This is a genomic window from Shewanella sp. 10N.286.54.B9 (assembly GCF_041468565.1).
GTDB lineage: Bacteria > Pseudomonadota > Gammaproteobacteria > Enterobacterales > Shewanellaceae > Shewanella.
In genome coordinates this window covers 1-24076 of record NZ_JBFRIY010000070.1, presented here as the reverse complement: position 1 = coordinate 24076, position 24076 = coordinate 1, and the positions used below count along the sequence as shown (strand labels likewise).

Here is a 24076-nt window from a genome sequence, read left to right as displayed (position 1 = left end):
AGCAGAGACTTAATCTAATCGTTATGACTTGTTATTTACTCCAAATAACGTAATTTACGAGCTATAACCTCTTAAAAATTATACTAATGAGTCTTAATCAAACTGTTTCTAAGCAGCAAAAAGCATTTTATAGAAAGCTGTTTATCGCACATCAAATCGAAACTGAAAGCCATAATCTACTGTCTTTACATAAACTCACAGGTATGCCCCGCAGAACCTTGCAAGATTCAATTGCCGCGTTTAGTGACTTAGGGATTGATTGTGAGTTCGTTCAAGATGAGGGGCGTAATAATTCTGGTTGCTATAAAATTGCTGATTGGGGGCCAATCAACGCAACATGGGTTAGCCAAAATATAGCAGAAATAGAACTGCTGCTGAATTAAGCAAGCCTTATGTTAATACAGGTTAAAATGGGTTGATATAGGGCATTGTCATGCCCTGTGTGTATACTTAAAGTCTAAAAAGCCTCTTAAAGGGTGAAAGCATACTTTATTGGTTATTATTTCAATCTAAGAAGTTGATAAGTAAGGTGTTGTTTTGTACGGATAAGGTTTCTCCGTCTTCAGGAATAAGCACCTTATCTGCGAGTTTATACTCCTCTAACACTCGCTTGAAAGTCTTGCGATCGGTTGGGCAATGATTCAACGCTTCCATATGGTTAGCGATGACTTTATTGGGTGACAGCGCAATAAACTCAAGTACTTCTTTGCTCGACATTAGCAGCGGTTGGCCAACATCCATCTGCGCCTCGCCCGCCGCGACCACAGTGACATCTGGCTTGAGCTCAGTTAAAGCCCGTTTAACATTGTCTGTTAACACTGTATCACCACTGATATAAATACTGGGTTCATTGGGTAACTCAACAAAGAAGCCACTGCCGTTAGCCATCACTTTATGGATCCAACCATGACCGTGTTGCGCGGGAATAGCAGTGATCTTTCCACCAAGAAAATCGACAGTTTGCCAGTCTTCAACACCGTTCTCGACCCTAATCGCGTATTTTTCTAGATAAGCCTTATCTTTGGCTGGGGTGGTGACCGGAATATCGCGACTAACCAGAAACTGCTCGCCGGCAGAGTCGAGATGATCTGAATGTTGCAGCGGTTTAAAGCCCAAGGTTTGACTATGGGTCAAAATAGTATGAGTGACTTTATTGAGTAGGCTGTGAGCATTTTTCGGCAGCTCAACGGTTGGGTTTTTCATTGCTTTAAAACGCATAACTGAAAAAGGTGGAATACTGCCCTTAGCACCCAGCATTGGATCGATGAGGATAAAGTGCTCGCCAGACTCAATGACAAAAGTTGCGTTGCGCAGATGATGAATTTTCATAGTGTATCCTGTTTTAAAATCGCTGAACTGATAGCGGTAATTATAGGAAAGTCTTAATCTGTGCAATACTGTCCTAAAGGTCACCTTTCGCTCATATTGGGTCAAGAGATGAAACATAAACAATATAAAATGGCGATACTCGCTTTTGATGGAATAAGCGCATTTCACCTGTCTGTGCCCTGTTTGGTATTTCAAGATATGTTTATTGATGAATACCAGCCGTTCGAAGTGAGCATTTGCAGTATCAGTGGCAAGTCACTCAAAAATAGCAGCGGTTTTACTTTGCAAACCAAAGAGCAACTTGAAGCATTGAGCGGCGCTGATATTGTTATTGTTCCCAGTTGGCCAAGTGATGTTCCCTTGGCTCCGGCTCATTTGCTGCAAGCGCTTGTTGAGGCACATCAAAGAGGCGCATTACTGGTAGGCTTATGTTTAGGGGCATTTGTGCTCGCCGAGGCCGGTTTACTGAACGGCCAAACCGCCACAACACATTGGGCTTACAGCCAAGTATTTCAACGTCGATTTCCTAACGTTCTATTCGACAGTGAACCGCTGTTTATTGAGCATGAGCAAATAGTCACGTCAGCGGGAGTGGCGGCTGCGCTCGATTGTTGTTTGCACCTGTTACGCCGTTTTGTTGGTAATGAGGTTGCTGCTGATCTGGCAAGGAAAATGGTGACTGCACCATTTCGCTCTGGCGGGCAGCAGCAATACATTCCACTGCCTTTACCTGATAAGCCGCTCGGCGAGACCAGTTTTTCTAAGGTGATGGAACAAGTTGAGCAACAGCTTAATTTGCCGATTAAGATTGATGAAGTTGCTGCACGTTGTGCCATGAGCAGGCGGACTTTTACCCGTCATTTTAAAGCAATGTTTGGCTGTACTTTTGGCGAATGGTTGCTCAACCAAAGGCTAAAACTGAGTCAAACCTTGTTGGAAACCTCTACGACCTCAATAGCATTGGTCGCAGAGCAGTCTGGTTTTGGCTCGCAAAGTGCTTATCGTAAGCATTTTAAGCAGGCATTTAATGTCTCTCCAACCCAATGGCGACAGACATTTTCTGGCTGACTAAATTAATACAAAATTAAGTATTACTAATTAAACTTCGCGATCCTCATTTTTTTGAGGATAATGACGCTCTTTTTTAAAACTATCTCCGTTTAACACGAGGAACCGTAAGTGCTCGCCAATGTCTCTACTCTACAATCGAAATTAAAACTTATTGATAATAGTAAAGCTTTTCAGGGCTTTGTTATTTTTGTCATCATCGTTTCAGCGCTATCTATAGGGGCGCACACCTATCATCTACCAAGCTGGATGGAAAAGAGCTTAGTGTTGCTTGATCTTGGTATTACAGTGTTTTTCGCCATTGAGATTGTTATTCGCTTTCTTGCAAGCGATGGTCCGAAGCGCTTTTTTAGTAATGGCTGGAATATTTTCGATACCATCATAGTGATCGGTAGCTTAATCCCTGCGGGTGGCTCGGCAATCCTATTGGCAAGGCTACTACGTATTTTCAGAGTATTGCGTCTAGTATCGATGATCCCAGAGCTGAGGATGTTGGTAAACGCGCTACTAAAAGCGATACCGAGAATGGGATATATCGCACTGTTAATGTTTGTGATTTTCTATATCTACGGCGCGATAGGTAGCATGCTGTTTGCCGATATTAATGACTTTTTATGGGGCGATGTCTCCGTGGCGATGTTAACGCTGTTTAGGGTATCGACCTTTGAGTCATGGACCTCGGTAATGTACGAGACGATGGCGGTATACCCATTGAGCTGGCTTTATTACTTAAGCTTTATTTTCCTGACCGCTTTTGTATTTTTAAACATGATGGTTGGCGCGGTGCTTGATGTCATGACTCAAGAAACTGCAGCAATGCGTGCTGAAGATGAAGCTAATACAGACATCCCTGCAAGCGAGCAACCCGCCAGTGTTGCCGACGTTGCTGAGCTGAAACAGCAGATAGAAGAGTTGAAAGGGCTACTGCTACAAAAGGCGGGTTAACCCGCTATTCATATATTTTCATATTGTTGGTTTGTTGGTTCATATCTACTGCCAAAGTTATTAATAACTTGGGAGTAACATTTGTCTCAAATAACACAATGGGATGATGATTATGAAAACTGCACATGCTTTGATGCTTGTAAGCCTAACCGCGGCTTCAATGGGGACTGCAATTGCGGCCGATAGCAATGAGCTATTTGGTGGCCAACTAAGTGGTAACGTTAAGTTTGCAACTGACTACGTTTTTCGCGGTGAGTCTGAAACGATGGATGGTGATGTTCCCGTGGTACAGGGCACGTTAGGCTGGGGCAACGATGATGGCTGGTACACCGGTGTTTTTGCATCAAACATTAAGTTTGCTGACCCTAATCTTGAAATCGTCACTGCACCTTATATTGGTAAAGCTGGCAGCTTTGGTGATAGTGGTGTGACGTATGATGTGATGGTGTTTTCATATCTTTATCCAGGCGCTTCTTACTCAAACTACACCGAATTATGGATCAAGGTCGGTAAGCAGTTTGGTCAGGCAAATGTCACCTTAGAAGTCACTCCAACGATTGATGACTGGTTTGGCGTAGAGGGTTGGCAGGGTGTTAACTATGCCGTTCACCCAAGCTACGACTTTAACAACGGTATTAAGGTTTCAGGGTCATTCGGTTACCAAGATCTTGATGGTGAAGGCGCAGAAGGTTGGACGCATTGGAACCTAGGTGTTGAAGCAAGCTACGTTGGGCTGAATTTTGATTTGCGTTACCACGGCAGCTCAGTTGATGAATCACACTTAGTGTATGGCAGCCAAACAGAGATCTTTGATGATCGTGTGGTCTTTGGCTTAAGTAAGAGTTTTTAATCTATACCCTCCACAAAAAGCCGACTGAATAAAGTCGGCTTTTTGTTATCAGGGCTACCTAAGCTGGAAGTAACGCTGGAATATTAGGGGCGGTTGATAAATAGGGATGTAGACTCGCGGCTACATTCTGTCTATATCCGCTCTCGTTGGCTGGGTTTTGAAACGATTTATTCTCGGTGGCTGAGCCAGGTAATAGGCCCGCGATAGCACGGCGGTGTATGCCTCGGTTAAATCTCTGTTAATTGCCACTGAAAACGGGCATCTTGAGGTCGAAGGGGTATATAATGTTGCGTTAATACAGTGAAGTAAAATACCGAAACAGTTTTTCGTTGCGGTTGCTAGAGGTGATATATGGGCTATAGGGTACTGGTTGTTGATGATGAAGCCGTCATTAGAGCCAGATTAAAAGGCTATTTTGAGAAAGAGGGCTATCAAGTCGTCGAAGCTCAAGATGGTGAGCAGATGTGGCATGAGTTTGAACAGCAACACATCGATTTGGTCATGCTCGATATTAATCTACCTGGCACTGATGGCTTAAGCCTTGCCCGCGAACTGCGCAGTCGGGGTGATGTCGGCATCATCTTAGTGACTGGTCGCGATGAAACCATCGATAAAATTGTTGGCTTGGAGATGGGCGCAGATGATTACGTCACTAAGCCGTTCGAGTTAAGGGAGCTGTTAGTTAGGGTTAAAAACCTACTTTGGCGTATATCTTTAGTACAAAAAGCCAAAGATGAAAGTGCAGTCGCAGCCGACCCTAATGACAACATCATTGCTTTTAACGACTACATATTGGAACTGAATAGCCGTCAATTAAGCTGTAATGGCGAACTCATTAAGCTGACTAAAGCTGAATTTGAATTGCTCACCGCTTTCGCACTGCATCCGCAACAAGTGTTGTCACGAGACAGACTGATGCAGCAAACTAGCCACCGTAATCAAGACGTTAATGATAGAACCATTGATGTGATTATCAGACGGTTGCGTAATAAGTTATCAGCTGAGCTATTCGTCACAGTGCATGGCGAAGGTTATCTGTTTGCTGCCAAGGTTAAAGACTAGAGCTAGAGTTTGGATGAGCGAAAATAGTAAAGCTATTTAGTCGACCCCATTAACGCGATAAATGGGGTAATAGTCAGCCGGCGCTAAGCTGGTTTTTAGTACCTGCTTATTAATATTACCAATACTCTGGCTCTGAATTTTTGGGCCAATATCACCAAAGTCTGCAGCGCCTTGAAGCTCTTTTACTGCCACATCAATGGCGAGCATACCTTGTATAACGACTAAGTCATCATTACTAAATTCAACCCGATCCCGATAGATCCCACGAAGAATCGCCGGTGAGAGGTAACTGCTCACCAGTTTGATATCATCTTCAAGTTGCAACTGCCTTAAAATAGCAACTGCAGCTTCAATGGCTACTGCACTGCCTAGAATATATTGTGGTGTTTGGCTGCTTAGGAGGCTCTCAATTTCATCGCGATACAAATTACGATTGTTGTCGGCATGACGCACAGCTGAAATCGTCACTTGGCTGTCGATCAGCGCAGCGGTTAACCCCTGTTCAACTAAACCACTGCCGCCTTGTTTATCGGGGCCAGCTAACAGTGCAACTTGGGTGGGTTGGGTAGTCTGATTACGTATATATTGACCCGCTTGAAAGCCCATTTGATACCAGTTTACCCCAATGCGGGTGCTAACTTGCTTGCTATCTAAACGGTTGACTAAGGCGATAATGGGTTTGTTGAGGGGCGGTTTGTAGAAGTCGAGTATGTCTGGGCGGACTGCGCCAAGTAAGATCGCGTCGTAGTTGTGTTTCATACAGTTGTCGAGCTGGCTTAACTGTTTGTCGAGACCGTAGTATCCGCCAGCTTCAAACACTGCTAAATGCAGTTTAAGTTTTTTGGCTTGCTCTACTAAACCATAGTTAATACCGGTCCAGTAGCTGTCCTTTAAATGTGGCATCAACACACAAATCCGCCAGTCATTTTTGGCCTCAGCAAGTGGAGTATATTGTATTGATGATGTTTGCTGAATGGTTTGGTCAAAAGGCTGTCGCTGCTCAAGCGACCATGTCGGCACGGTGACTGCTGCATTGACTAATGGACTGGCGAGGAATAAGCCAAATAGCAGATTTATCCATCGCATTGAAGCTTTCACCATAGTTAACATCCCTTTGTTTCGTGCTAATGTTAGAGCTTAATGTTAGATATTGTAACAGCATAGCGTAGAAGAGTGAGTCCTTTGTCATTATCCATATTGCCGCGTCCCAGATTATCTTTATCTAGAAAGAGCCTAATTGGTCGCTTGATGTTGGCCTTCTGCTTATTAGCGCTGTTGTTATTGCTATTAGTCTCTCTTGGCAGCTTAAGCCTGCATTGGGTACAGCAGGCCGACAAGTATCTTTACGACAGGGCGTTGCCAGCATCTGAGGCGGCTCGCCAGTTGGTGTTATCGAGTAATGCTTTGGCCGAAAATGCTAAGTTATTGGGACAGTCTGAGCAAGAGTCGCAGCGGCAATTAGTTGGGCGGAAATTGTCAATTAACAGTGCGGCTATGTTGAATGCGATTAAAGTCCTTAAAGCCCTCAATGTGAATTTTGATCTGAGTCTTGAGCAGAGCGCATCAGATATTATTGGTGATCTATCCTTACTTGGAGAGCAAGTTGGTCAGCGTATTTTGGCTGGCTATCAATTGCAATTACAAGGTAAAGCGCTGGTGGAGGCATCTAATCAAAGTACTGAGTTATTGTTAGCAGAGCTTGCGATTGTCGATTCGGGGATTTTGTCTAAACTCAGTTTAGCTTACCCGCAAGCGGTGGGTACAGAGCAAACGTCTAAGTTGCTTGATAGCTTGATAGAGCAAGATGTTGATATTCAAGAAAGACTTAATCGAGCACTGAAAATCGTGCATAACATCGCGCTGATGGGACAGGTGTTTCAGTCACCAGAGTTAGACAGTACAGTGTTTAATTCATTAGCTAGAAATGACAGCCAGTTAGCACAACTCGGGGTATCAATTTCTGGTCTAAATGACCCCCGTTCTGACGCTGGCGCCCGCTATTTTGCTTCTTTAACCAGCCTATCTAACATTATACGTGACCCAGTTCGGGCTAAGGCATTTGCAAAGCAGGTCCTCATTTTGCAAACCTTACCGCAAAGTATCTTGCTGCAAAAACATCATACTCAATTGAACCAAATCCAAGAGTTACAGTTGCAGGCTCTCACCGATAAACTGGATGCACTAAATGGCGCTGTAGATAGCGCTATGCGGACAAAACGCATAGAGGCTGATAATGCCAGAAGCGATTACCTTAGCCAGCTGAGCTGGTCAAAAGTGAGCCTGTTACTTACAGGGTTACTCATGCTGTTAGTGATTGCGTTCGTCATTTATAAGGTGATCTATCAGGGCATTGCGCTCAAGCTCAATGCCGCCACTAATGCACTCGCTCAGTTAAGTCTAGGCAACACCGCGGTGACTATTGATACCCAAGGCGATGATGAATTAGCGGCGATGGCGAGTGCAATTAAGGCCTTTAAACAAAAGACTGAGCACAACCTTAAATTACAAGCTGAACTGCGTGATACTGCAGAAGAGTTATATGAGCATAAGCAAGCCTTGGAAGCGAAAGTAGAGGCGCGTACATTAGAATTGGCAGAGGCTAATGTTCAATTAGATCGAGAAGCAAAAGGGCATGTATTGGCTCGTGATATGGCTGAACAAGCGAACCAAGCCAAATCACTGTTCTTAGCCACCATGAGTCATGAAATTAGAACGCCACTTAATGGATTATTGGGAACTCTAACCTTGCTTGGCCACTCCCATTTACCGCCAGCACAAAGGCAGATGCTGGCTTTATCGCAGTATAGCGGTACGCTATTACAAACGGTGCTGAACGACATTCTTGATTTCTCACGGCTTGAGCAGAGTAAGTTAGCCAATGAGCCCAGAGCGGTCGATTTGGCGCAATTGTTGGATGAAGTCACAGCGATTATGTTAGCGGGAGCCAGTTTAGCGGGTCTAACTTTAGTGGCGAACTATCAAGATCTGCCTAAGTGGGTCTATATTGACGGGCCTAAATTGCGGCAAGTGTTGTTTAATCTGCTGGGCAATGCGATTAAGTTTACTCCGCAGGGAACCGTAGAGCTATCTGTAGCGGTTGAGCAGCAGGAACTCGCATTTAAAGTACAAGACAGCGGTATTGGCATTGATGCTAATGCGATGAAAAAGCTATTTAAAGCTTACAGTAATGAGGCGAGTAAAGGGCGCGACCGCGGCACAGGGCTAGGGCTTGCGATCAGTAAACAGCTTGTTGAATTAATGAGTTCAAGTACGAATAAAGCAAAAGCTTTATGGGTCGATAGTGACGTCGGCCAGGGGAGTTGTTTTGGGTTTTCGCTGCCGTTAACGATCTGCGCTGGCCCGGACATGGCACAGCAATTACCTGCTGAACGGGTGAACTCAAAGCTGGTACTCGTGGTAGAAGACAACAAGATTAATGCAATGGTTGCTCAGGGGTTTCTGGCTCATTTAGGCCATGACTCTAAGTTAGCCACTAGCTGCGAAGCGGCGAGGAAGCTCTACACCCAGCAAACCGCGACTGAATATGACGCCATCATGCTAGATATTCAATTGGGAGATGGCTCTGGAGTTAGTTTATTAGAGGAGCTACAACAGATTAATGTACAAGCCGCTCATACACTGCCAATTGCTGCCTTTACTGCGCAGTTGCAAGCTGATGATATGGAGAACTACCAAGCTAAAGGTTTCGATCAGGTATTGATGAAGCCATTGGATATGCAGGCGTTGTCAGTTTGGCTTGGCTGCGCGAAAGAGCCCGATACCACAGATAGTGATTGCTGCGTAACAGATTGGAAATTAGGCGTAGCACATACAGAAAGTGATTTAGAGTGTCAGGTTGAGGCAAGTACTCGGGTAAATATAGAGCAAGACAATATTGAACTAGACAGTATGGCTCAGAGCCAAGCGAAGCTAGCCCCCTTACTTGATGATAGGCAGCTAATTCAAGATATGAGCTATTTGGGTAAAGATGCTGTGGTGGAGCTATTTAGCCTTTATCAAGATTCTAGCCAGGCTCATATGGCGACGCTTGCCAAGGCACCTGAAGATTTTGAGCGAGTACTGCATGCCTTAAAGGGCAGTAGTGCCAGCATGGGATTATCGCAACTTGCTGGAAAATGTCGTGATATCGAACAGCTTAAAATCAGTGCTGCTGCTTATCAATTAGATCAACACCAAACACTGTTTGAGTTGTGGCAACGCTCACTAGATGAACTCTCGAAATGGCTTGATGGTCAGAAAAACGCAGAGCAGGCGTAGTCGGCTAAAGCATAACCCATAGCGTTTTTATGCCAGTGTTTGACAGCGCTTTACTGCATGTCATTGATTGCGTTTTACAACATTGCAAAACACTGCCGACTAATCGTAAGGCTCAAAAATCTCATGCACTATACCTGATGGGTCTTTAAAGGCTGCATATCGACCCCTGTCATTTGCATTGGGTGTTTGATGAATAAATTCTACGTTGTGACATTTTAGCTCTTTGATTGTTTCATCAAGGTTTTTTACGCTAAAAACCAGAGTGGAACTGGCGTTGTAACCGTGCTCATACTTACTCGCTGGTAACGTTCCTTGAAACATCAAGACGCTGTGGTTTCCTGCCAGTAGTTTAAGGCAAGAATCAGTTTCAGATATCAATTCAAGCCCTAGTATGTCGATGTAAAAGGCTTTAGATTGCTGCAGGTTTTGCACGATGAGCAGGGTTGCAGGGTTATCCATATAAGCGAGTTCTCGTTTTTAGAGCCGATTAAAAGTGAGTTTGATTAGTGATGTATCCCACTGCCATAAAACGCTTTAGCACAGGTTTTACAATGCAGTTTTACCGGAAATGGTTGAACTCCCATTAAAGTCAGTACACATAGGCCTAATGGGTATGACAGCAGATTAGGGATAAACGAAAAGATAATATGTACATCCTCTGAATTGCAGTGTTTGCATTTACAAAACAGTTGGTTTTCGTGATTTGTTTTATACCCGTTCCACTTGAATATGCTCGTTTCAGAGGCTATGTGCCAGTTCAATTCTAGGCGTATTAACGTAGAAATGGTTATTCCCTTTTAAGTGAGTGCAACAACGAAGTGGGCTGGCACAAAGCCTTCTGCGATGGGCTTTAATGGGCTTTACTCAGTGTTATTGATTTTACCAAGGGAATGACCATTCGTTGCAATCAATGCCGTGATTAAAGTCCATTAAACTCCCACTGAATCCTGCATCTTCAGGTGGAACAGGTATATACATACTTATCCCTAAGAGTCTTTATTCCGTTGTTAATTGAGTTATAACACGAGTCATATTACTTGCAAATAGTCGCGCTATCGGCAGCAGTAAAATCTGAACCTAACCACTGGTTGTAGGTGATTGCAGCATGACCCTGTATCAAATACTACTGTTATAACGCCTAAAAAAATAGCACCCAAAAAGTGGTTAGCTGTTCAACTTATCAGCTTGAGTCTATTTTAAATAAGCTTGATTGTTGCATTAGGTGAAAAAATATCAACTAGAGATTATAATGGCTGTTCATTTTTTAAACGATTAATAGTAAGGCAGATTCTTTTGCTTGATGCTGTAAGCCGCAGCGAAAAAGCGCCGCCGTGATCTCTTTTTACATAAATTAAACCTTTACAATATCCCTGACTGCTGTAAAGTACGCCTTGCTCTGGCATTCAGAGTTATTAGTGAACCATCAAGTAAAAGTAAGCCTCAGATTACTGCGTTATCGTTGTTATCCATAGTGTTTCCCTTAGCTTCATCGTCACATTTAATAATTCAAGCTCTCAGCACATCGCAATTTCGCGATAGATTTATTAATTTTTTAATTATATAAGGGACACAAAATGTCTAATTCAACTACTGGTATCGTAAAATGGTTTAACGAAGACAAAGGTTTTGGCTTCATCACTCAAGACAATGGCGGCGCTGACGTATTCGTACATTTCCGTGCAATCGCTTCAGACGGTTTCAAAACTCTTGCTGAAGGCCAAAAAGTTTCTTTCGACCTAGAGCAAGGCCAAAAAGGCCCACAAGCAGCTAACGTAGTTGCTATCTAAGTTGAAAGTCGACTCAATTAGTCTAAAGACTACATGAGTCACTTGAGATAATTAAACGAGGTTAACCTTGTTTGATTATTTGAAAAGCGAGCCGAAAGGTTCGCTTTTTGCGTTTTAGCGCAGTCCAATATCATTCTTCTTCCCTCTTCTTGTCATAAAGACTCCTACCAAGTATCGTCTTTAAGACATTCCTTTTGTCTATTTTACATGCTTTACCATTGTCATAAAGACACTGTGAGTATGTTGGTTTTCTATACATTGCGCATGTTTTCAATCGATTAAATATCTGGCACGGTTAGTGCAATTACTCAACTTAGAAATTAAAAATTTATTTAATCTTTTAGGTAGTAGCTAATGACAATTCATGTAAAAAACAATATCCACTGGGTCGGCCAACGCGATTGGGAAGTACAAGACTTCCATGGTACAGAATACAAAATGACCCGTGGCACCAGCTATAACAGTTATCTTATTCGAGAGCAGAAGACTGTATTAATCGATACCGTTGACCATAGATTTAGTCATCAGTTTATTCAAAATCTTGAGATGGAAATTGATCTTAACAGTATCGATTTCATTGTGATAAACCATGCCGAAGAAGATCACTCCGGTGCGTTAACGGCCTTGATGCAAAAAATCCCAGGCACGCCAATTTACTGTACTGAAGCTGCTGTAGACTCGATTGTCGGCCATCACCATCACCCTGAATGGAACTTCAAAATAGTTAAAACCGGCGACAGCGTCGATATTGGCAATGGTAAACAACTTATCTTTATTGAAGCGCCAATGCTGCACTGGCCAGATAGCATGATGACCTATATGACCGAAGATGCAGTGCTGTTTAGTAATGATGCCTTTGGCCAGCATTACTGCGATGAGCATCTGTTTAATGACGAGGTTGACCAGAATGAGCTTAAAGAGCAGTGCTTGCGCTATTACGCCAACATTCTTACTCCTTTTAGCAGCCTAGTTACCGCCAAAATTCATGAAGTGTTGAGCTTTAACGTGCCAGTGGACATGATTGCAACCGCCCACGGTATTGTATGGCGCGACAACCCGACTCAGATTATTCACCAATACCTTGAGTGGGCAGACAGCTACCAAGAAGATAAGATCACTATCTTCTATGATTCAATGTCGAATAACACTCGTATGATGGCTGATGCAATTGCCCAAGGTATTCACGATGTTGACCCTGGTGTCGCGGTTAAAGTGTTTAATGTTTCTAAACACGATAAGAATGAAATTCTTTCGCACACTTTCCGTTCTAAAGGTGTGCTTGTCGGTTCTTCAACCATGAACAATGTCATGATGCCAAAAATTGCTGGCATGTTAGAAGAGATCACTGGCCTTAGGTTTCGAGGTAAAAAAGCGGCAGCATTTGGTAGTTATGGTTGGAATGGCGGCGCTGTTGATCGAATCAACACTCGCTTAATGGATGCAGGCTTTGAAACTGCACTGGGTCTTAAAACCAAATGGCGACCTGATGGCAAAGCGATGCGTGAATGTCGTGAACATGGGCGTCAAATTGCAAAACAGTGGGCGCTACAACCTCTTACAGCAGTCGCTAGTCTTGCTGATACAGGGCTTAACACTGAGTCTAAGCCTGCTGTTCAAGCAGCTAAGTCTGTATCTGCAAATACTGAAGAAGTGGCGCTTGCTGAACACCCAAGCGATTGCCAATGCATGATTTGCACCGTATGTAATTGGGTTTACTCGCCCGTAAAAGGTGAACCAAACCAAGAGATTGAGCCTGGAACTGCTTGGGCTGATGTACCTGAATATTTTCTCTGCCCAGAGTGTAACTTGGGGAAAGATGTGTTTGTTGAGCATAACGGCTAGAGACGTATTATACCGATTGGTATCAAGAGGACTCAATCATGACAGCACCTGTTGTGATCATTGGTAGCGGCTTTGCCGCTTATCAATTGATAAAAAATATTCGCAGACAAGACAAAGAGCTGCCCATTCTAGTGATAACAGCCGATAACGGCGATGAATATAACAAGCCCGATTTAAGTCATGTTTTTTCCAAAGGGCAAGATGCAGATACGTTGATATTGCAATCTGCTGCGGACTTTTCGGCGCAGCAACAAATCGAAATAGTGACTAATACCCGAGTCGACAGCATTGACACTAAAATGCACAGTGTAGATGCTGGTGGTCAAACTTATCATTACGCTAAGTTAGTGTTTGCCACGGGCGCTAGTGCCTTTATACCGCCTATTAAAGGTGATGGGCAAGGCAGTGTAATCACCCTCAATAGTTTGTCTGAATATCGTGGTTCGCAAGCGGTCTTAAGTCGTGCTGATCGAATATTGCTAATGGGTGGAGGTTTGATTGGTACAGAGCTCGCGATGGATCTGCAAGCCTGTGGGAAAGAGGTGGTAGTGGTTGAGCCAAACAGTCGATTGCTTGCCAATGTTGCCCCCGATTTTGTCGCGCTGAAACTTGAACGTACCTTGCTTGATGCAGGCATGACGCTTGCGCTAAATGATACTGTGAGTGTAATAGAGTTTTCTACTGCTAATTCACTAATCGAAAATGATGCAGATTTAAAGAAGCAAGGGCTGACTGTAACGACAAGTACAGCTAGACGCTTTGAAGTCGATTGTGTGATATCAGCTGCTGGTTTACGGCCAAATACTCAGTTAGCACAGCAAGCAGGTTTAGAGGTGAGACACGGCATTGTGGTCGATGAGCGACTTAATACTTCAACTGAAAATGTCTATGCCTTAGGCGATTGCGCCGAGATTAATGGCAAGGTGATGGCTTACTTGCAACCGATTATTCTCAGTGCGAATGCGTTGGCAAAGCAGCTGCTAGGTCAAATGTCGCAACTTACATTGCCACCAATGATGGTGAAAGTTAAAACACCTACATACCCTATTCAAGTGGGTGGTCACTTTAGTGCGGACTCTTCATGGAAAGTTGGGTTTGATAAGCTAGGAGTCATTGCAGAAGCTTATGATGAGCTAAATAATATGACAGGTTTTGTGGTCACGGATGAAAATGCTAAGCAGGCATTTTCGCTATTAAGAAAAGTCTCGGCGGCATAATGTGAGTCTCTGGGTTTAAAAGGTCGCACTCGCGGCCTTTTTTATTGTTGGCTCTACATATTTGGTTAACTTTTAGAGCCCCTAATGTAGACAAATAACGACAACAAAATAACTCCTCCCCCCAGCAGCTTTTGTGGCTCAAGTACCTCTCCAAGTAATCCAATACTGAGGATAAGCGTCCAGATCGGTTCTAAGATCATAATGAGAGAAGCGGTTTCAATTTTGACAGAAAACTGCCCTGTAGTTTGCATAAGATAACGTAAAGAGGTTGCTATTACGGTTGATGCACTAAACCACAGTAGGGTTTGGCTGCTGACTTCAAATGCTTCTGGTTGGCTAAGTAAGAGTGAAAGTATTCCACCAAGACCAACCACAAAGAGTTGTAAGCTTATGGAGGTGAGTGGTTTGATGCTTGCCGTTAGCCGCTTATTTAATACAAAGTGCAATGACAAAAGTGCTGATGCTAGCAAGAAATACCATTGGCTTTGTTCTACTTGCCAACCATGGGTCAGTGTTAGCAGTGTCATGCCTAATACTGCTATGGGCAGGGCTAACCAGAAAGCGCGATTCGGTTTTACTTGAAACAATAACCATGAGGTAAATGGCGCAATGATCATTGCCAAGCTCATGATAAAAGCCCCTTCAGAAAGCGTACTCGATATTGAAATCGCATATACCCATATTTGGGTGCAAGCTGCCAATACTACCCCGACAGCGCATATTGAAATGAGCTGCTTAGCGTTTAATCTAACTAGGTGATTAAAACAAAAAGGCAATAGGATGAGGCTTGCCAGTAAAAAGCGAGCACTAATAAATACACTACCTGGTACTTCGGAGATGATCTGCTTGGAGGCAACCCAGCCGAAAGCGGCGAGAAGCGTCGCCAGCAACAATAAGAATTCGCCACGAAGGGCCAGCTTGTTCATTTATCGGTTTTCTTTGTTAATGCTTTGGCTAGATCACTACGCTAAATGACGCAGGGCTTTGCTGCTAGCGCTCGTTATCAAGTTTGTGACTTGGTAACGAGCTTATATCCCCGTTCTAGCTGAAGTTGCGTGCTTAACTAATAAAGCGGTGTGCTAACTTGGGCTGTATTCGGGGTAATCGGTAAGTCCCGCTTCAGCACCACCAAACAGAGTATTAGGGTCGTGCGGCGCTAGTGGAAAGCCATGCTCAATACGCGATGGCAGATCGGGGTTGGCAACAAACGGACGGCCGAAGCCAATCATGTCAGTCACTCCATCATCAATCGCTTTAGCACCTTTGTCGCTATCATAGCGGCCGGCATAGATCAGCACACCTTGGTAGGCTTGGCGGACATCGGCTTTAAACGCTTTAGGTGTTTCTGGTGCGTCGTCCCAGTCAACTTCAGCAATATGGATGTAAACCACGTTCAGTGAATTTAACAGCGCTGCTGCAGCTGTATAGGTTTGTTCAGGAGTCGCATCAACAGTGCCATTAAGTGAAGTAAATGGCGCAAGACGCACACCAACGCGATCAGCGCCAATTGCATCGGTCATAGCCGCAACCACTTCGCCCATGAAGCGGAGTCTATTGTCTATAGAGCCACCATACTCATCGGTGCGGTTGTTAGCTTCTGAGTCGATAAACTGGTTGATTAGGTAACCGTTTGCAGCATGGAGCTCAATACCATCAAAACCAGACTCAATCGCATTGAGTGCAGCTTGACGGTATTGACCGATAACCAGTTCAATATCAGCTTTAGTCATCTCTCTGGGCTCTACAACGTCAACAAAGCCTGGCTCTTGGCTGCCATTATCGATAAATACCTTAACGTTTTCAGCTTTTAGCGGCGATGATGATATCGGTTGTTGGCCACCAATATTATCTGGGTGAGTAACTCGGCCTACATGCCATAACTGGGCAAAGATAGTGCCGCCATTGTTGTGAACTGCATCAGTGACCAGTTTCCAGCCTTGGACTTGCTCAGTGGTATAGATCCCTGGTGTCCACGCATAGCCTTGGCCCATTGCTGATATTTGAGTGCCTTCAGCAACGATAAGTCCAGCGGATGCTCTTTGTGCATAGTATTTAGCCATCATCTGATTGGCTGTGTTACCCGGTTGGCTAGCTCGCGAGCGGGTCATGGGGGGCATGACAATACGATTGTTTAGGGTAAGTTTACCAAGTTGGATTGGTTGAAATAGCGAGTCAGTCATCCTGTTACTCTCCTAGTTGGATAAGTTCAATTTGGTAGCCATCAGGGTCAGTGATAAAGGCAATATGAGTACTACCGCCTTTTACAGGGCCTGCCTCGCGGGTAATGTTACCGCCAAGTTGTTTAATCTTGTCACACGCAGCGTAAATATCTTCTACACCCAGGGCGATATGGCCAAATGCAGTACCCATTTCATAGGCATCAGTATCCCAGTTATAGGTCAATTCAATGGTTGTACTATCAGTTTGAGTGCCGTAGCCAACGAACACTAAGGTGTAGCGATAATCATGGTTCTCTGTTCTCTCAAGCTCTTTCATACCAAGTATATTGGTATAAAAAGCGATGGATTTATCAAGGTCTTTAACCCTTAACATGGTGTGTAAAAACTTCATATATAGCCCTTAGCAACGCATCAATGAACTTGAACATAAACAGAGTGAATTGTGCGTTTGATAATCTGTATTTGATAAGGGGAATTTACAGGGAGTAGCGTTGAGTTTGAAATTATCAATTTTTATCTATTTAATAATTTTCTGTAATGATGGCGGCTAGTCAACCTGTCATAGAGTCGATTATCAATGTTAGATTGAAACTATTTAATGTTGTTGACCAATTATCAATATCTGTAATTAGATATAGACTTATTGCTAGTGAAATAGAAAAGGGCGAATGATGACAAAGACAATTTTAATCACTGGTGCTACCGACGGTATTGGCCTTGAAACCGCAAAAGCATTGGTATCTCAAGGGCATCATGTATTGCTCCATGGGCGCAGCGAGACCAAGTTAGCAGCCGTTGCCGAGCAATTGGCGAGTGGAAGCACAGAAACCCATATTGCAGACCTATCTGTTATGAGTGACGTGATTGCACTTGCTGATAACATCAAGCAACGACATCAGCATATTGATGTGATTATTAATAATGCCGGAGTGTATGGCAGCTCTGGTGTGCTCACCAAAGACGGTTTTGATCTACGTTTTGCTGTAAACACATTCGCGCCGTATTTGTTAACTCAAAAGCTGCTGCCACTGTTAGATAAGCACAGTCGCGTGGTGAACCTATCGTCGGCGGCTCAAGCGAGTATAGACTTAAAAGCGCTTGCTGGTGAGAAGGTATTATCTGATGGACAGGCTTATGCACAAAGTAAGTTGGCTATAACCATGTGGTCGCGGGCGTTAGGACTAGAGTTACAAGCAACGGGCCCGATAGTTGTTTCAGTTAATCCAGCCTCCATGCTTGGTAGCAAAATGGTTAAAGATGCCTTTGGTGTTGCGGGTGGTGACTTGAGTATAGGGGTTGACATTCTTTGTCGAGCAGCGCTGTCTGATGAGTTTTTAGGTGCAGCAGGGCTGTATTTTGATAATGATATTGGACGGTTTGGCGCGCCTCATAAAGATGCGCTAGATGATGCTAAAGTGGTATTACTGATAGATGCGATGAAGCAAGCACTGTCAAAGGTGAGTTAAGTTAACTCGCTGAGCGACCGAATCTTTATACCGATTGGTATTATATTAAAATGGGCCTCTAGGCCCATTTTTTTTATAGGTTCTGCAGGGACTCGTTTAGATTAGATTTGCTGCTATATGACTTAAATGTGATTCGAGTTCATCTTCTGTTTTAGGCAAGGAATCAAGCTCAAATGATAAAGGTTTACTGCCATTGAGCATAAACACCGAGCTTTCACCATGATCATAGTGGAACCATTTTCCATTGACGCAAAGATCTGTATAGCAATTGGGTAGTAGTTCCATCGTGCACCTCTAAATTCTACATTTATTTCTAGTAAGCCTCTAAACCACAACTTTTGCGAGTGCTGCATCATTACCGATGCGCCTGTTTGTGATCTGGTTCACTATTATATGACCCGAAAAGGCGTAGGCGCTTATTGATCTACATCAACGCTGCTGTATTTAACTGTGATTGTGGCAGCAATAAACCCTATTTATCGCTACTAGTGAAGGATAATTAATAGCAATATGGCTGAAAATACTACTTTATAGGCATGCTGTGGTGGCTTTAACTTTTGGGGGCAGAACGAAAAATCAGAGCGCTTAATCAGCATTTGCTACATTAACTTTTTAAGTTTGATCTGAATCATGGCGTGATGGGCTAAATAGATTCAATATTGAAAGGTAACCCGAGCAACATGGTGACTAAAGGAGGTGAAACGTGACAGATACAAAACTGATATTACTGCTAAGAACAGCTATTACCTTTGGTCTTTGCCTCATTTTACTTGGGATCTATTTCCATAACTTTAGTGAGGCTGTGGAAGCCATGGGTGTAACAGGAATTATCATTAGCGCCATGTGTATTGCCTTTGGCATGGTGTTGTCACTGCCAACTAAAATGTACCTAACTTTTATCCTTGTGCGGCGCGAAGCTGATAATAATCAATCTAAATAATGCACTAGCTGAATAAACCTACCTAATCGTAATTTGATGGCATTGCTGATATTTACAATACTACTTTTACCTGTCTATGCTTCCATTGCGCTTTTTATTGGGTATAACGGGTTGCAGTGACATTAAGCATACAAATGGTGACATCGCCAAATTCAATGTCTCGATAGGTCATGTTTTACTATCCCGCTGGTAACCTTAATTTCGCTGATTGAAAAGCTGTAGCCGTTGACTTTACCCCTTTCCCATTTGATATTTTAATCACTAGCAATATAAAGATAGCTCGCAACTATTTTTTTACGTTTACGTTTACGTTATTAGTTATTTTGTTTTTGATTAATGCCGCCCACCTATTGGCAATATAGGAGGGCTGATATGCCAGATATAACTGGGTGGAACTGATAGGATCTGCAAAAATGTGTAATTTTTTTGAGGGCAACTGTTCAATAAAATAATCAGATAAAATACCTATTCCAGCATCCACTAACAGAGCTTGCTGAATCGCAAAGCTATTATTGATCACTTGCTTATTTTCGTGTGCTTGGAAGCTTTTATTATACCTTTCAAACAGGCTGTCCCATGAGCGACTTTTAACAGCGTTTCGTACGATTAAGCGGTGAGTATCTGTTAGATCTTTAAATACGTAGAGATTATGTTTATCTGCATAATCTTTGCTACAAAATAGATGATTTTTAACGGCAACTAGCGGTAAATACTCGAGTTCAGGCTCATCTGTATTATTTCGAATAGAGAAGTCAAACTGGCCTTTTTTAAGCTCAACAATGTCATCGCTTAAATCAAGGTTTATCCGTAATCCGTCAGTTTCAAAACTGCTTAAAAGAGGCGTTAATCGCTTAACTCCAAAATCGATAGGAGCAGTGATGTTGATGACTGTACTGTCATGATGCAATAGCGAATCGCGCAATACTTGATTAAAGTTACGCTCAAGCAGGGCATACTCAAGATAGAGCTTATTACCTTTACAGCTCAGTGCTACCTTACTGCCCTTTCCTCGAATAAAGAGCTTAACCCCAAGCTTTGTCTCTAGGGACTTTATCTGGTAACTAATTGCTGACTGCGAAATAGAAAGCTCTGCAGCAGCAACAGAAAAACTTAAGTTTTTTGCAACTGAAGAAAAGTAGGGCAGGTGGCTAGCAATATTCTTTAGCATCAAATTATTAAATGTATTTATAGAATATATCTATTTTACTCATAAGTTAGGGCGTGACAACATCTAAGTATAAAAAGTCATTTGAGAGCATTATGTCATTATTGAAAAATCATTCTTATGCGGTTTCGCTACTATTTATCTTTAACGGTTGTCTGTTTGGCAGTTGGGCGGCAAAAGTGCCATTTTTCCAAGAGAAATTGGAACTGAATGAACAACATTTAGCATTGTTATTGTTATTGTTACTGTTAGCGCTAGGCGCAGTATGCTCTTTTCCTTTGACTGGAAAGTTAGTAGATAAGTTTGGGGCGCAATATGTCTCTAAATGGGCTTATGTATTATACCCGTTCCCTTTTATTGGTTTAACGATAGCGAACGACATAACGTTAATGGGAGCTGCACTGTTTTTGTTTGGCTTCTTACATGGCGCAATGGATGTCTCGATGAATAGCTGGGCAGCAAGAGCTGAAGCCATATTATCGAAGAAAATGATGCCGTTTTTTCACGCAATGTTTAGCTTAGGTGCTGGTCTTGGAGCGGCTATTTCCGTTTTCTTTGTAAAAATAGAAATGAGTACCTCAGTGCATTTCTGTTTGATTGTGTTATTTTTTATACCGTTTTTTAAGCTACTAAATGTTCCTGCTGCAAATGTGGTTCAACATACAGATAGCTGTAAAACAGGTTGTGAGCAGCCATTACCGATTGTCTTTTTGTCATTGGTGGGATTTATTGCATTCGCCAGTGCGTTAGGAGAAGGTGCGATAGCGGATTGGAGCGCTGTGATTATGAGAGGTGAGTTTGAAACTGATATGAGCTTTGCTGGCTGGGCATATGCCATATTCTCTTTACTTATGGTCTTAGCTCGACTGCTCGGTTTTTTTATTATTGAAAAAATTGGGGTCGTCAATACGGTGAGAGGTTGCTCGCTGTTTAGTTTTGTAGGGGCATTGCTTATCATCTTTGCTGTTTCACCGACATTAGCATTAGTGGGCTTTGCCTGCTTAGGTATTGGTTATTCCGTTGTCGTCCCTTTGGTGTTTTCAACTGCTGCTGCAGTGAACCCAAACAAGTCTGGGGGAGCTATCGCATTCGTTGCCACGTTCGCTTACGGTGGAATGTTAATTGGCCCTGTTATTATTGGGCTAATAGCACATCAAACATCACTTAGAAACGCACTCGTTTTACTGGCTATCTTGCCAATTTATTCGCTGTTGACTGCATATCTTCTTAAGCCTAAAGCTTCTAAAGTCCACGCTTATTAAGCATTGAGTCGCTTAAGGCTTGTAGTTCCCTTAATGACACCGTGTAGTCATTAATGGAATTACTTCTTTTGGTTATAGTGTCCGGTTGCTAACGTTGCTGTATGTGCAGGTTTTTTACAAATAGGTGAGTTAGATAGGCAATTAAATAGCTTTGAGCATGATCGGCTGACTTTGTTAGGGAGCTTATTGATTGTTGCTAGTGGTGCTTACACCTTAATACAAACCAGAAGAGGCTGAACGAATAAGCTTGGGTATTGCTGGTGGGTGAGACTGCGCACTCTAAGTTGGCTGGGTTTATAAATGGCAGCTGTCGATATTAGGTATGACAACTGCCTTATTGGAGCGGGTATTCTGCGTCCGTAAATAGCTAAAGCTAAGGTTGTTTGTTTAACACTTCATCAATGTCGCTGCCACTATGACGTTCAGCTAATTGTTGCCACTCTTCACCCCAAGTGCAGTTGACTATTTTACCGCGTTTAACTGCGGCTCGTTCGCTAACTAACTTCGCCCAACGTTGTACGTGGGGGTAGCTTTCGACATCAAGGAACTCGGCGGCGTCATAAAGTTTACCGAGTACCAAATTGCCGTACCAAGGCCAGATGGCCATATCGGCTATAGTGTAGTCTTCACCAGCAATATACTCATTTTTAGCCAATTGCTTATCGAGTACATCGAGCTGGCGCTTAGCTTCCATAGTAAAACGGTCAATTGGATATTCGAATTTTTCAGGGGCGTAAGCATAAAAATGGCCAAAACCACCGCCAAGATAAGGTGCTGAGCCTTGCAGCCAAAATAGCCAGTTCATGGTCTCGGTGCGAGCGGCTATTTCAGTTGGGAGAAAGTGTCCAAACTTATCTGCAAGGTAAAGTAAAATGCTGCCCGATTCGAATACATTGATTGCGCTATTGCCTGAGTTATCAATCAGCGCTGGAATTTTAGAGTTGGGGTTTATCTCAACAAAGCCTGATGAGAACTGGTCGCTGTCGCCAATATTAATGAGGTATGCGTCGTACTCTGCATCTGATACGCCTTGTGCAAGTAACTCTTCAAGCATGATGGTCACTTTCTGGCCATTAGGTGTGGCCAGCGAGTGCAGTTGTATCGGGTGTTTACCTACAGGCAGTGCTCTTTCATATCTCGCGCCGGAGTCTGGGCGATTGATGCTTGCCCATTCACCACCATTTTCACTGTCCATTGTCCAAACTTTTGCTGGAGTGTATTGCTTGCTCATATCCATTCCTATGTGTTTAGCTGTCTTATTAATATGGGGCTATTTCATTTTTTTAAAAGCGTTGCGGATATAAAGATTCGTCATGAGAAAGTGCTACTTAATCTAACTGTGGGTGCAGCGTGTTTGTCACACAAAAATGACGGCTCAGTATTTTAACAAAGAAGGCTTGCAAGCCTTCTCTACTTTGCTAGCCATTACTGTAAATAGGATTATTTAATCACGCTAGTGGCGCCAAAGACTGTGCACCAATCATTTTTCATATCGATTAAGTGCCAGTTATCTTTTTGTTTGGCCTCATCGAGTGCCTTGTCTAAGCGGCCAATGGACGAGTCGCGATCATATTGCCATTCACGTTCACTGTCGGTGTGATGCACTATCATTGCCATACTTGGCGTATTTTGGCTGGTACTCCATTGCATCATGGCGTGATCACCATCGGAATTTCCTACTGCGAGTATTGGTTTTTTGCCAATTATTCGTTGGATGTTTTCAACCTTTACCTGCTTGTCATTGTTTGAAACTAACTCGCCATTTTTCACTATCACGGTATCGGCGCCGACTTTTACCACGTCGTATCCAAAGCTACTGCCAATAACATTCTCAGCGGGAATGCCATATGCCTGCTCGGTCCAGGCGCGCATAAAGTCACTGCCGCCACCGGAGACGATGTAGTTAGTAAAACCGTTGGCTTTTAGATAAGTCAGCATCTCTTTCATTGGCTGATAGGTCATGTCGATATAACTACGGTCGAAACGTTGATTTTTACTCTTAGTCACCCAGCTGTGCACTATCTGCTGAAACGCATCGACAGTTAAGCCTGAATGGGTTACTTGCAGTAGCTCTAGCAGTGCATGGTGATCGGCTTTCATCAGTGATTCGATATCATCTTCGAGCACCCATTTAAAGGGGGGGGTATTTTTCCAGTCAGGGTGTTTGTTAGCAAGGCCTTTTATCTGTTCTAAAGTGAACACCAGTTGGTAGTACATAGGCTGTTCTGACCAAAGCGTGCCATCATTATCAAATACTGCGATACGGTCTTTAGCGGCAACAAACTTAGGGCTGTTGGGAGTGGTGACCTCTTTTACAAACGCTACGATTGCACTTCTGCGTTCACTATTGACCCATGAAGCGAGATCACTGGTATTAGATTGGCAAGTGACGGCCAAGGCAGAGGTTGACGATAGTGTAAGCATAAGGAGTAAAGACAGAGGTTTGAGCTTCATAAAAGATCCTTTAAGTGTCATCTCATGCCAGTTAAACAGATATAACTGCCCAAAAGAATAGGGAAAATGTCTAGTTTTTTGTCAATAACTAAAGCTGGAAATGGGCATGAAATCAAGTTGCTTTGTCGTATAATACCAATCGTAGTATGTAACTGCTCACCCTAGCTCGTTAAAACATCCGATAACGTCGTTAAAAATTTTAATTGTAGAATAACTAGGGGCTGTTGATCT

The 24076-nt window shown here is 43.2% G+C and carries 22 protein-coding genes; 12 read left to right on the top strand and 10 right to left on the bottom strand.

The annotated features are described in order from the left end of the window. The first annotated feature begins 86 nt into the window (after positions 1–86). A complete protein-coding gene (locus AB4135_RS20365; RefSeq protein WP_371995257.1) occupies positions 87–383 on the top strand; it encodes a winged helix-turn-helix domain-containing protein in 297 nt (98 codons plus the stop codon). A 121-nt stretch (positions 384–504) separates the two neighbouring features. Here the strand turns inward: AB4135_RS20365 and AB4135_RS20360 are convergent, their stop codons facing one another. After that, positions 505–1329 carry an MBL fold metallo-hydrolase gene (locus AB4135_RS20360; protein ID WP_371995256.1) on the bottom strand — a complete coding sequence of 275 codons (825 nt, stop codon included), beginning with the start codon at positions 1327–1329 and terminating at the stop codon, positions 505–507. A 108-nt stretch (positions 1330–1437) separates the two neighbouring features. On the opposite strand from AB4135_RS20360, the gene AB4135_RS20355 reads away from it, so the two are divergent. The 4 genes from AB4135_RS20355 to torR all read left to right on the top strand — a co-directional run bounded on the left by AB4135_RS20355 (position 1438) and on the right by torR (position 5254). Further along, positions 1438–2397, top strand: a complete 960-nt coding sequence (locus AB4135_RS20355; RefSeq protein WP_371995255.1) for a GlxA family transcriptional regulator — start codon at positions 1438–1440, stop codon at positions 2395–2397. Between the two features lie 111 nt (positions 2398–2508). Next, on the top strand, positions 2509–3342 hold the full coding sequence (locus AB4135_RS20350; RefSeq protein ID WP_371995254.1) for an ion transporter: 834 nt from the start codon (positions 2509–2511) through the stop codon (positions 3340–3342). 112 nt (positions 3343–3454) lie between these two features. Then, the gene (locus AB4135_RS20345; RefSeq protein WP_371995253.1) at positions 3455–4192 is read left to right on the top strand and encodes a TorF family putative porin; all 738 of its coding nucleotides are present in this window, start codon (positions 3455–3457) and stop codon (positions 4190–4192) included. Positions 4193–4543: 351 nt separating this feature from the next. After that, positions 4544–5254 (top strand): two-component system response regulator TorR, encoded by a 711-nt coding sequence (torR, locus tag AB4135_RS20340; RefSeq protein WP_371995252.1) that lies wholly within the window; start codon positions 4544–4546, stop codon positions 5252–5254. Between the two features lie 36 nt (positions 5255–5290). Here the strand turns inward: torR and torT are convergent, their stop codons facing one another. Then, positions 5291–6340, bottom strand: a complete 1050-nt coding sequence (gene torT / locus AB4135_RS20335; RefSeq protein ID WP_371995251.1) for a TMAO reductase system periplasmic protein TorT — start codon at positions 6338–6340, stop codon at positions 5291–5293. Positions 6341–6502: 162 nt separating this feature from the next. Here torT and torS point away from each other — a divergent pair, with 162 nt between their 5' ends. Next, positions 6503–9532: a TMAO reductase system sensor histidine kinase/response regulator TorS gene (gene torS / locus AB4135_RS20330; protein ID WP_371995250.1), complete on the top strand. Its 3030-nt coding sequence runs from the start codon at positions 6503–6505 to the stop codon at positions 9530–9532. A 99-nt stretch (positions 9533–9631) separates the two neighbouring features. Here torS and AB4135_RS20325 read toward each other — a convergent pair whose 3' ends face one another. Beyond that, on the bottom strand, positions 9632–9991 hold the full coding sequence (locus tag AB4135_RS20325) for a VOC family protein (RefSeq protein ID WP_371995249.1): 360 nt from the start codon (positions 9989–9991) through the stop codon (positions 9632–9634). 1115 nt (positions 9992–11106) lie between these two features. On the opposite strand from AB4135_RS20325, the gene AB4135_RS20320 reads away from it, so the two are divergent. The 3 genes from AB4135_RS20320 to norW all read left to right on the top strand — a co-directional run bounded on the left by AB4135_RS20320 (position 11107) and on the right by norW (position 14378). Next, a complete protein-coding gene (locus AB4135_RS20320; RefSeq protein ID WP_020911253.1) occupies positions 11107–11319 on the top strand; it encodes a cold-shock protein in 213 nt (70 codons plus the stop codon). A gap of 354 nt (positions 11320–11673) precedes the next feature. Beyond that, positions 11674–13161, top strand: coding sequence for an anaerobic nitric oxide reductase flavorubredoxin (gene norV / locus AB4135_RS20315; RefSeq protein ID WP_371995248.1), 1488 nt, complete (start codon positions 11674–11676; stop codon positions 13159–13161). Positions 13162–13199: 38 nt separating this feature from the next. After that, positions 13200–14378: an NADH:flavorubredoxin reductase NorW gene (gene norW / locus AB4135_RS20310; RefSeq protein WP_371995247.1), complete on the top strand. Its 1179-nt coding sequence runs from the start codon at positions 13200–13202 to the stop codon at positions 14376–14378. A gap of 65 nt (positions 14379–14443) precedes the next feature. Here the strand turns inward: norW and AB4135_RS20305 are convergent, their stop codons facing one another. The 3 genes from AB4135_RS20305 to gloA all read right to left on the bottom strand — a co-directional run bounded on the left by AB4135_RS20305 (position 14444) and on the right by gloA (position 16949). Further along, complete coding sequence (locus tag AB4135_RS20305; protein WP_371995246.1) at positions 14444–15304, bottom strand: DMT family transporter; 861 nt, start codon at positions 15302–15304, stop codon at positions 14444–14446. Between the two features lie 153 nt (positions 15305–15457). Beyond that, positions 15458–16558 (bottom strand): alkene reductase, encoded by a 1101-nt coding sequence (locus tag AB4135_RS20300; protein ID WP_371995245.1) that lies wholly within the window; start codon positions 16556–16558, stop codon positions 15458–15460. A 4-nt stretch (positions 16559–16562) separates the two neighbouring features. Next, positions 16563–16949, bottom strand: coding sequence for a lactoylglutathione lyase (gene gloA, locus AB4135_RS20295; RefSeq protein ID WP_371995244.1), 387 nt, complete (start codon positions 16947–16949; stop codon positions 16563–16565). A 280-nt stretch (positions 16950–17229) separates the two neighbouring features. On the opposite strand from gloA, the gene AB4135_RS20290 reads away from it, so the two are divergent. Continuing rightward, the gene (locus AB4135_RS20290) at positions 17230–18024 is read left to right on the top strand and encodes an SDR family NAD(P)-dependent oxidoreductase (protein ID WP_371995243.1); all 795 of its coding nucleotides are present in this window, start codon (positions 17230–17232) and stop codon (positions 18022–18024) included. 96 nt (positions 18025–18120) lie between these two features. On the opposite strand, the gene AB4135_RS20285 is transcribed toward AB4135_RS20290, so the two are convergent. Then, complete coding sequence (locus tag AB4135_RS20285) at positions 18121–18309, bottom strand: hypothetical protein (protein WP_371995242.1); 189 nt, start codon at positions 18307–18309, stop codon at positions 18121–18123. A gap of 418 nt (positions 18310–18727) precedes the next feature. On the opposite strand from AB4135_RS20285, the gene AB4135_RS20280 reads away from it, so the two are divergent. Beyond that, positions 18728–18964 (top strand): hypothetical protein, encoded by a 237-nt coding sequence (locus AB4135_RS20280; protein ID WP_371995241.1) that lies wholly within the window; start codon positions 18728–18730, stop codon positions 18962–18964. Positions 18965–19250: 286 nt separating this feature from the next. Here the strand turns inward: AB4135_RS20280 and AB4135_RS20275 are convergent, their stop codons facing one another. Beyond that, positions 19251–20132: a LysR family transcriptional regulator gene (locus AB4135_RS20275; RefSeq protein ID WP_371995240.1), complete on the bottom strand. Its 882-nt coding sequence runs from the start codon at positions 20130–20132 to the stop codon at positions 19251–19253. A 53-nt stretch (positions 20133–20185) separates the two neighbouring features. On the opposite strand from AB4135_RS20275, the gene AB4135_RS20270 reads away from it, so the two are divergent. Beyond that, positions 20186–21391 (top strand): MFS transporter, encoded by a 1206-nt coding sequence (locus AB4135_RS20270; protein ID WP_371995239.1) that lies wholly within the window; start codon positions 20186–20188, stop codon positions 21389–21391. Positions 21392–21764: 373 nt separating this feature from the next. On the opposite strand, the gene yghU is transcribed toward AB4135_RS20270, so the two are convergent. Both yghU and AB4135_RS20260 read right to left on the bottom strand, forming a co-directional pair. Further along, positions 21765–22622, bottom strand: coding sequence for a glutathione-dependent disulfide-bond oxidoreductase (gene yghU / locus AB4135_RS20265; RefSeq protein WP_371995238.1), 858 nt, complete (start codon positions 22620–22622; stop codon positions 21765–21767). A gap of 209 nt (positions 22623–22831) precedes the next feature. Continuing rightward, positions 22832–23845 (bottom strand): HAD family hydrolase, encoded by a 1014-nt coding sequence (locus tag AB4135_RS20260; RefSeq protein WP_371995237.1) that lies wholly within the window; start codon positions 23843–23845, stop codon positions 22832–22834. Positions 23846–24076 lie beyond the last annotated feature (231 nt).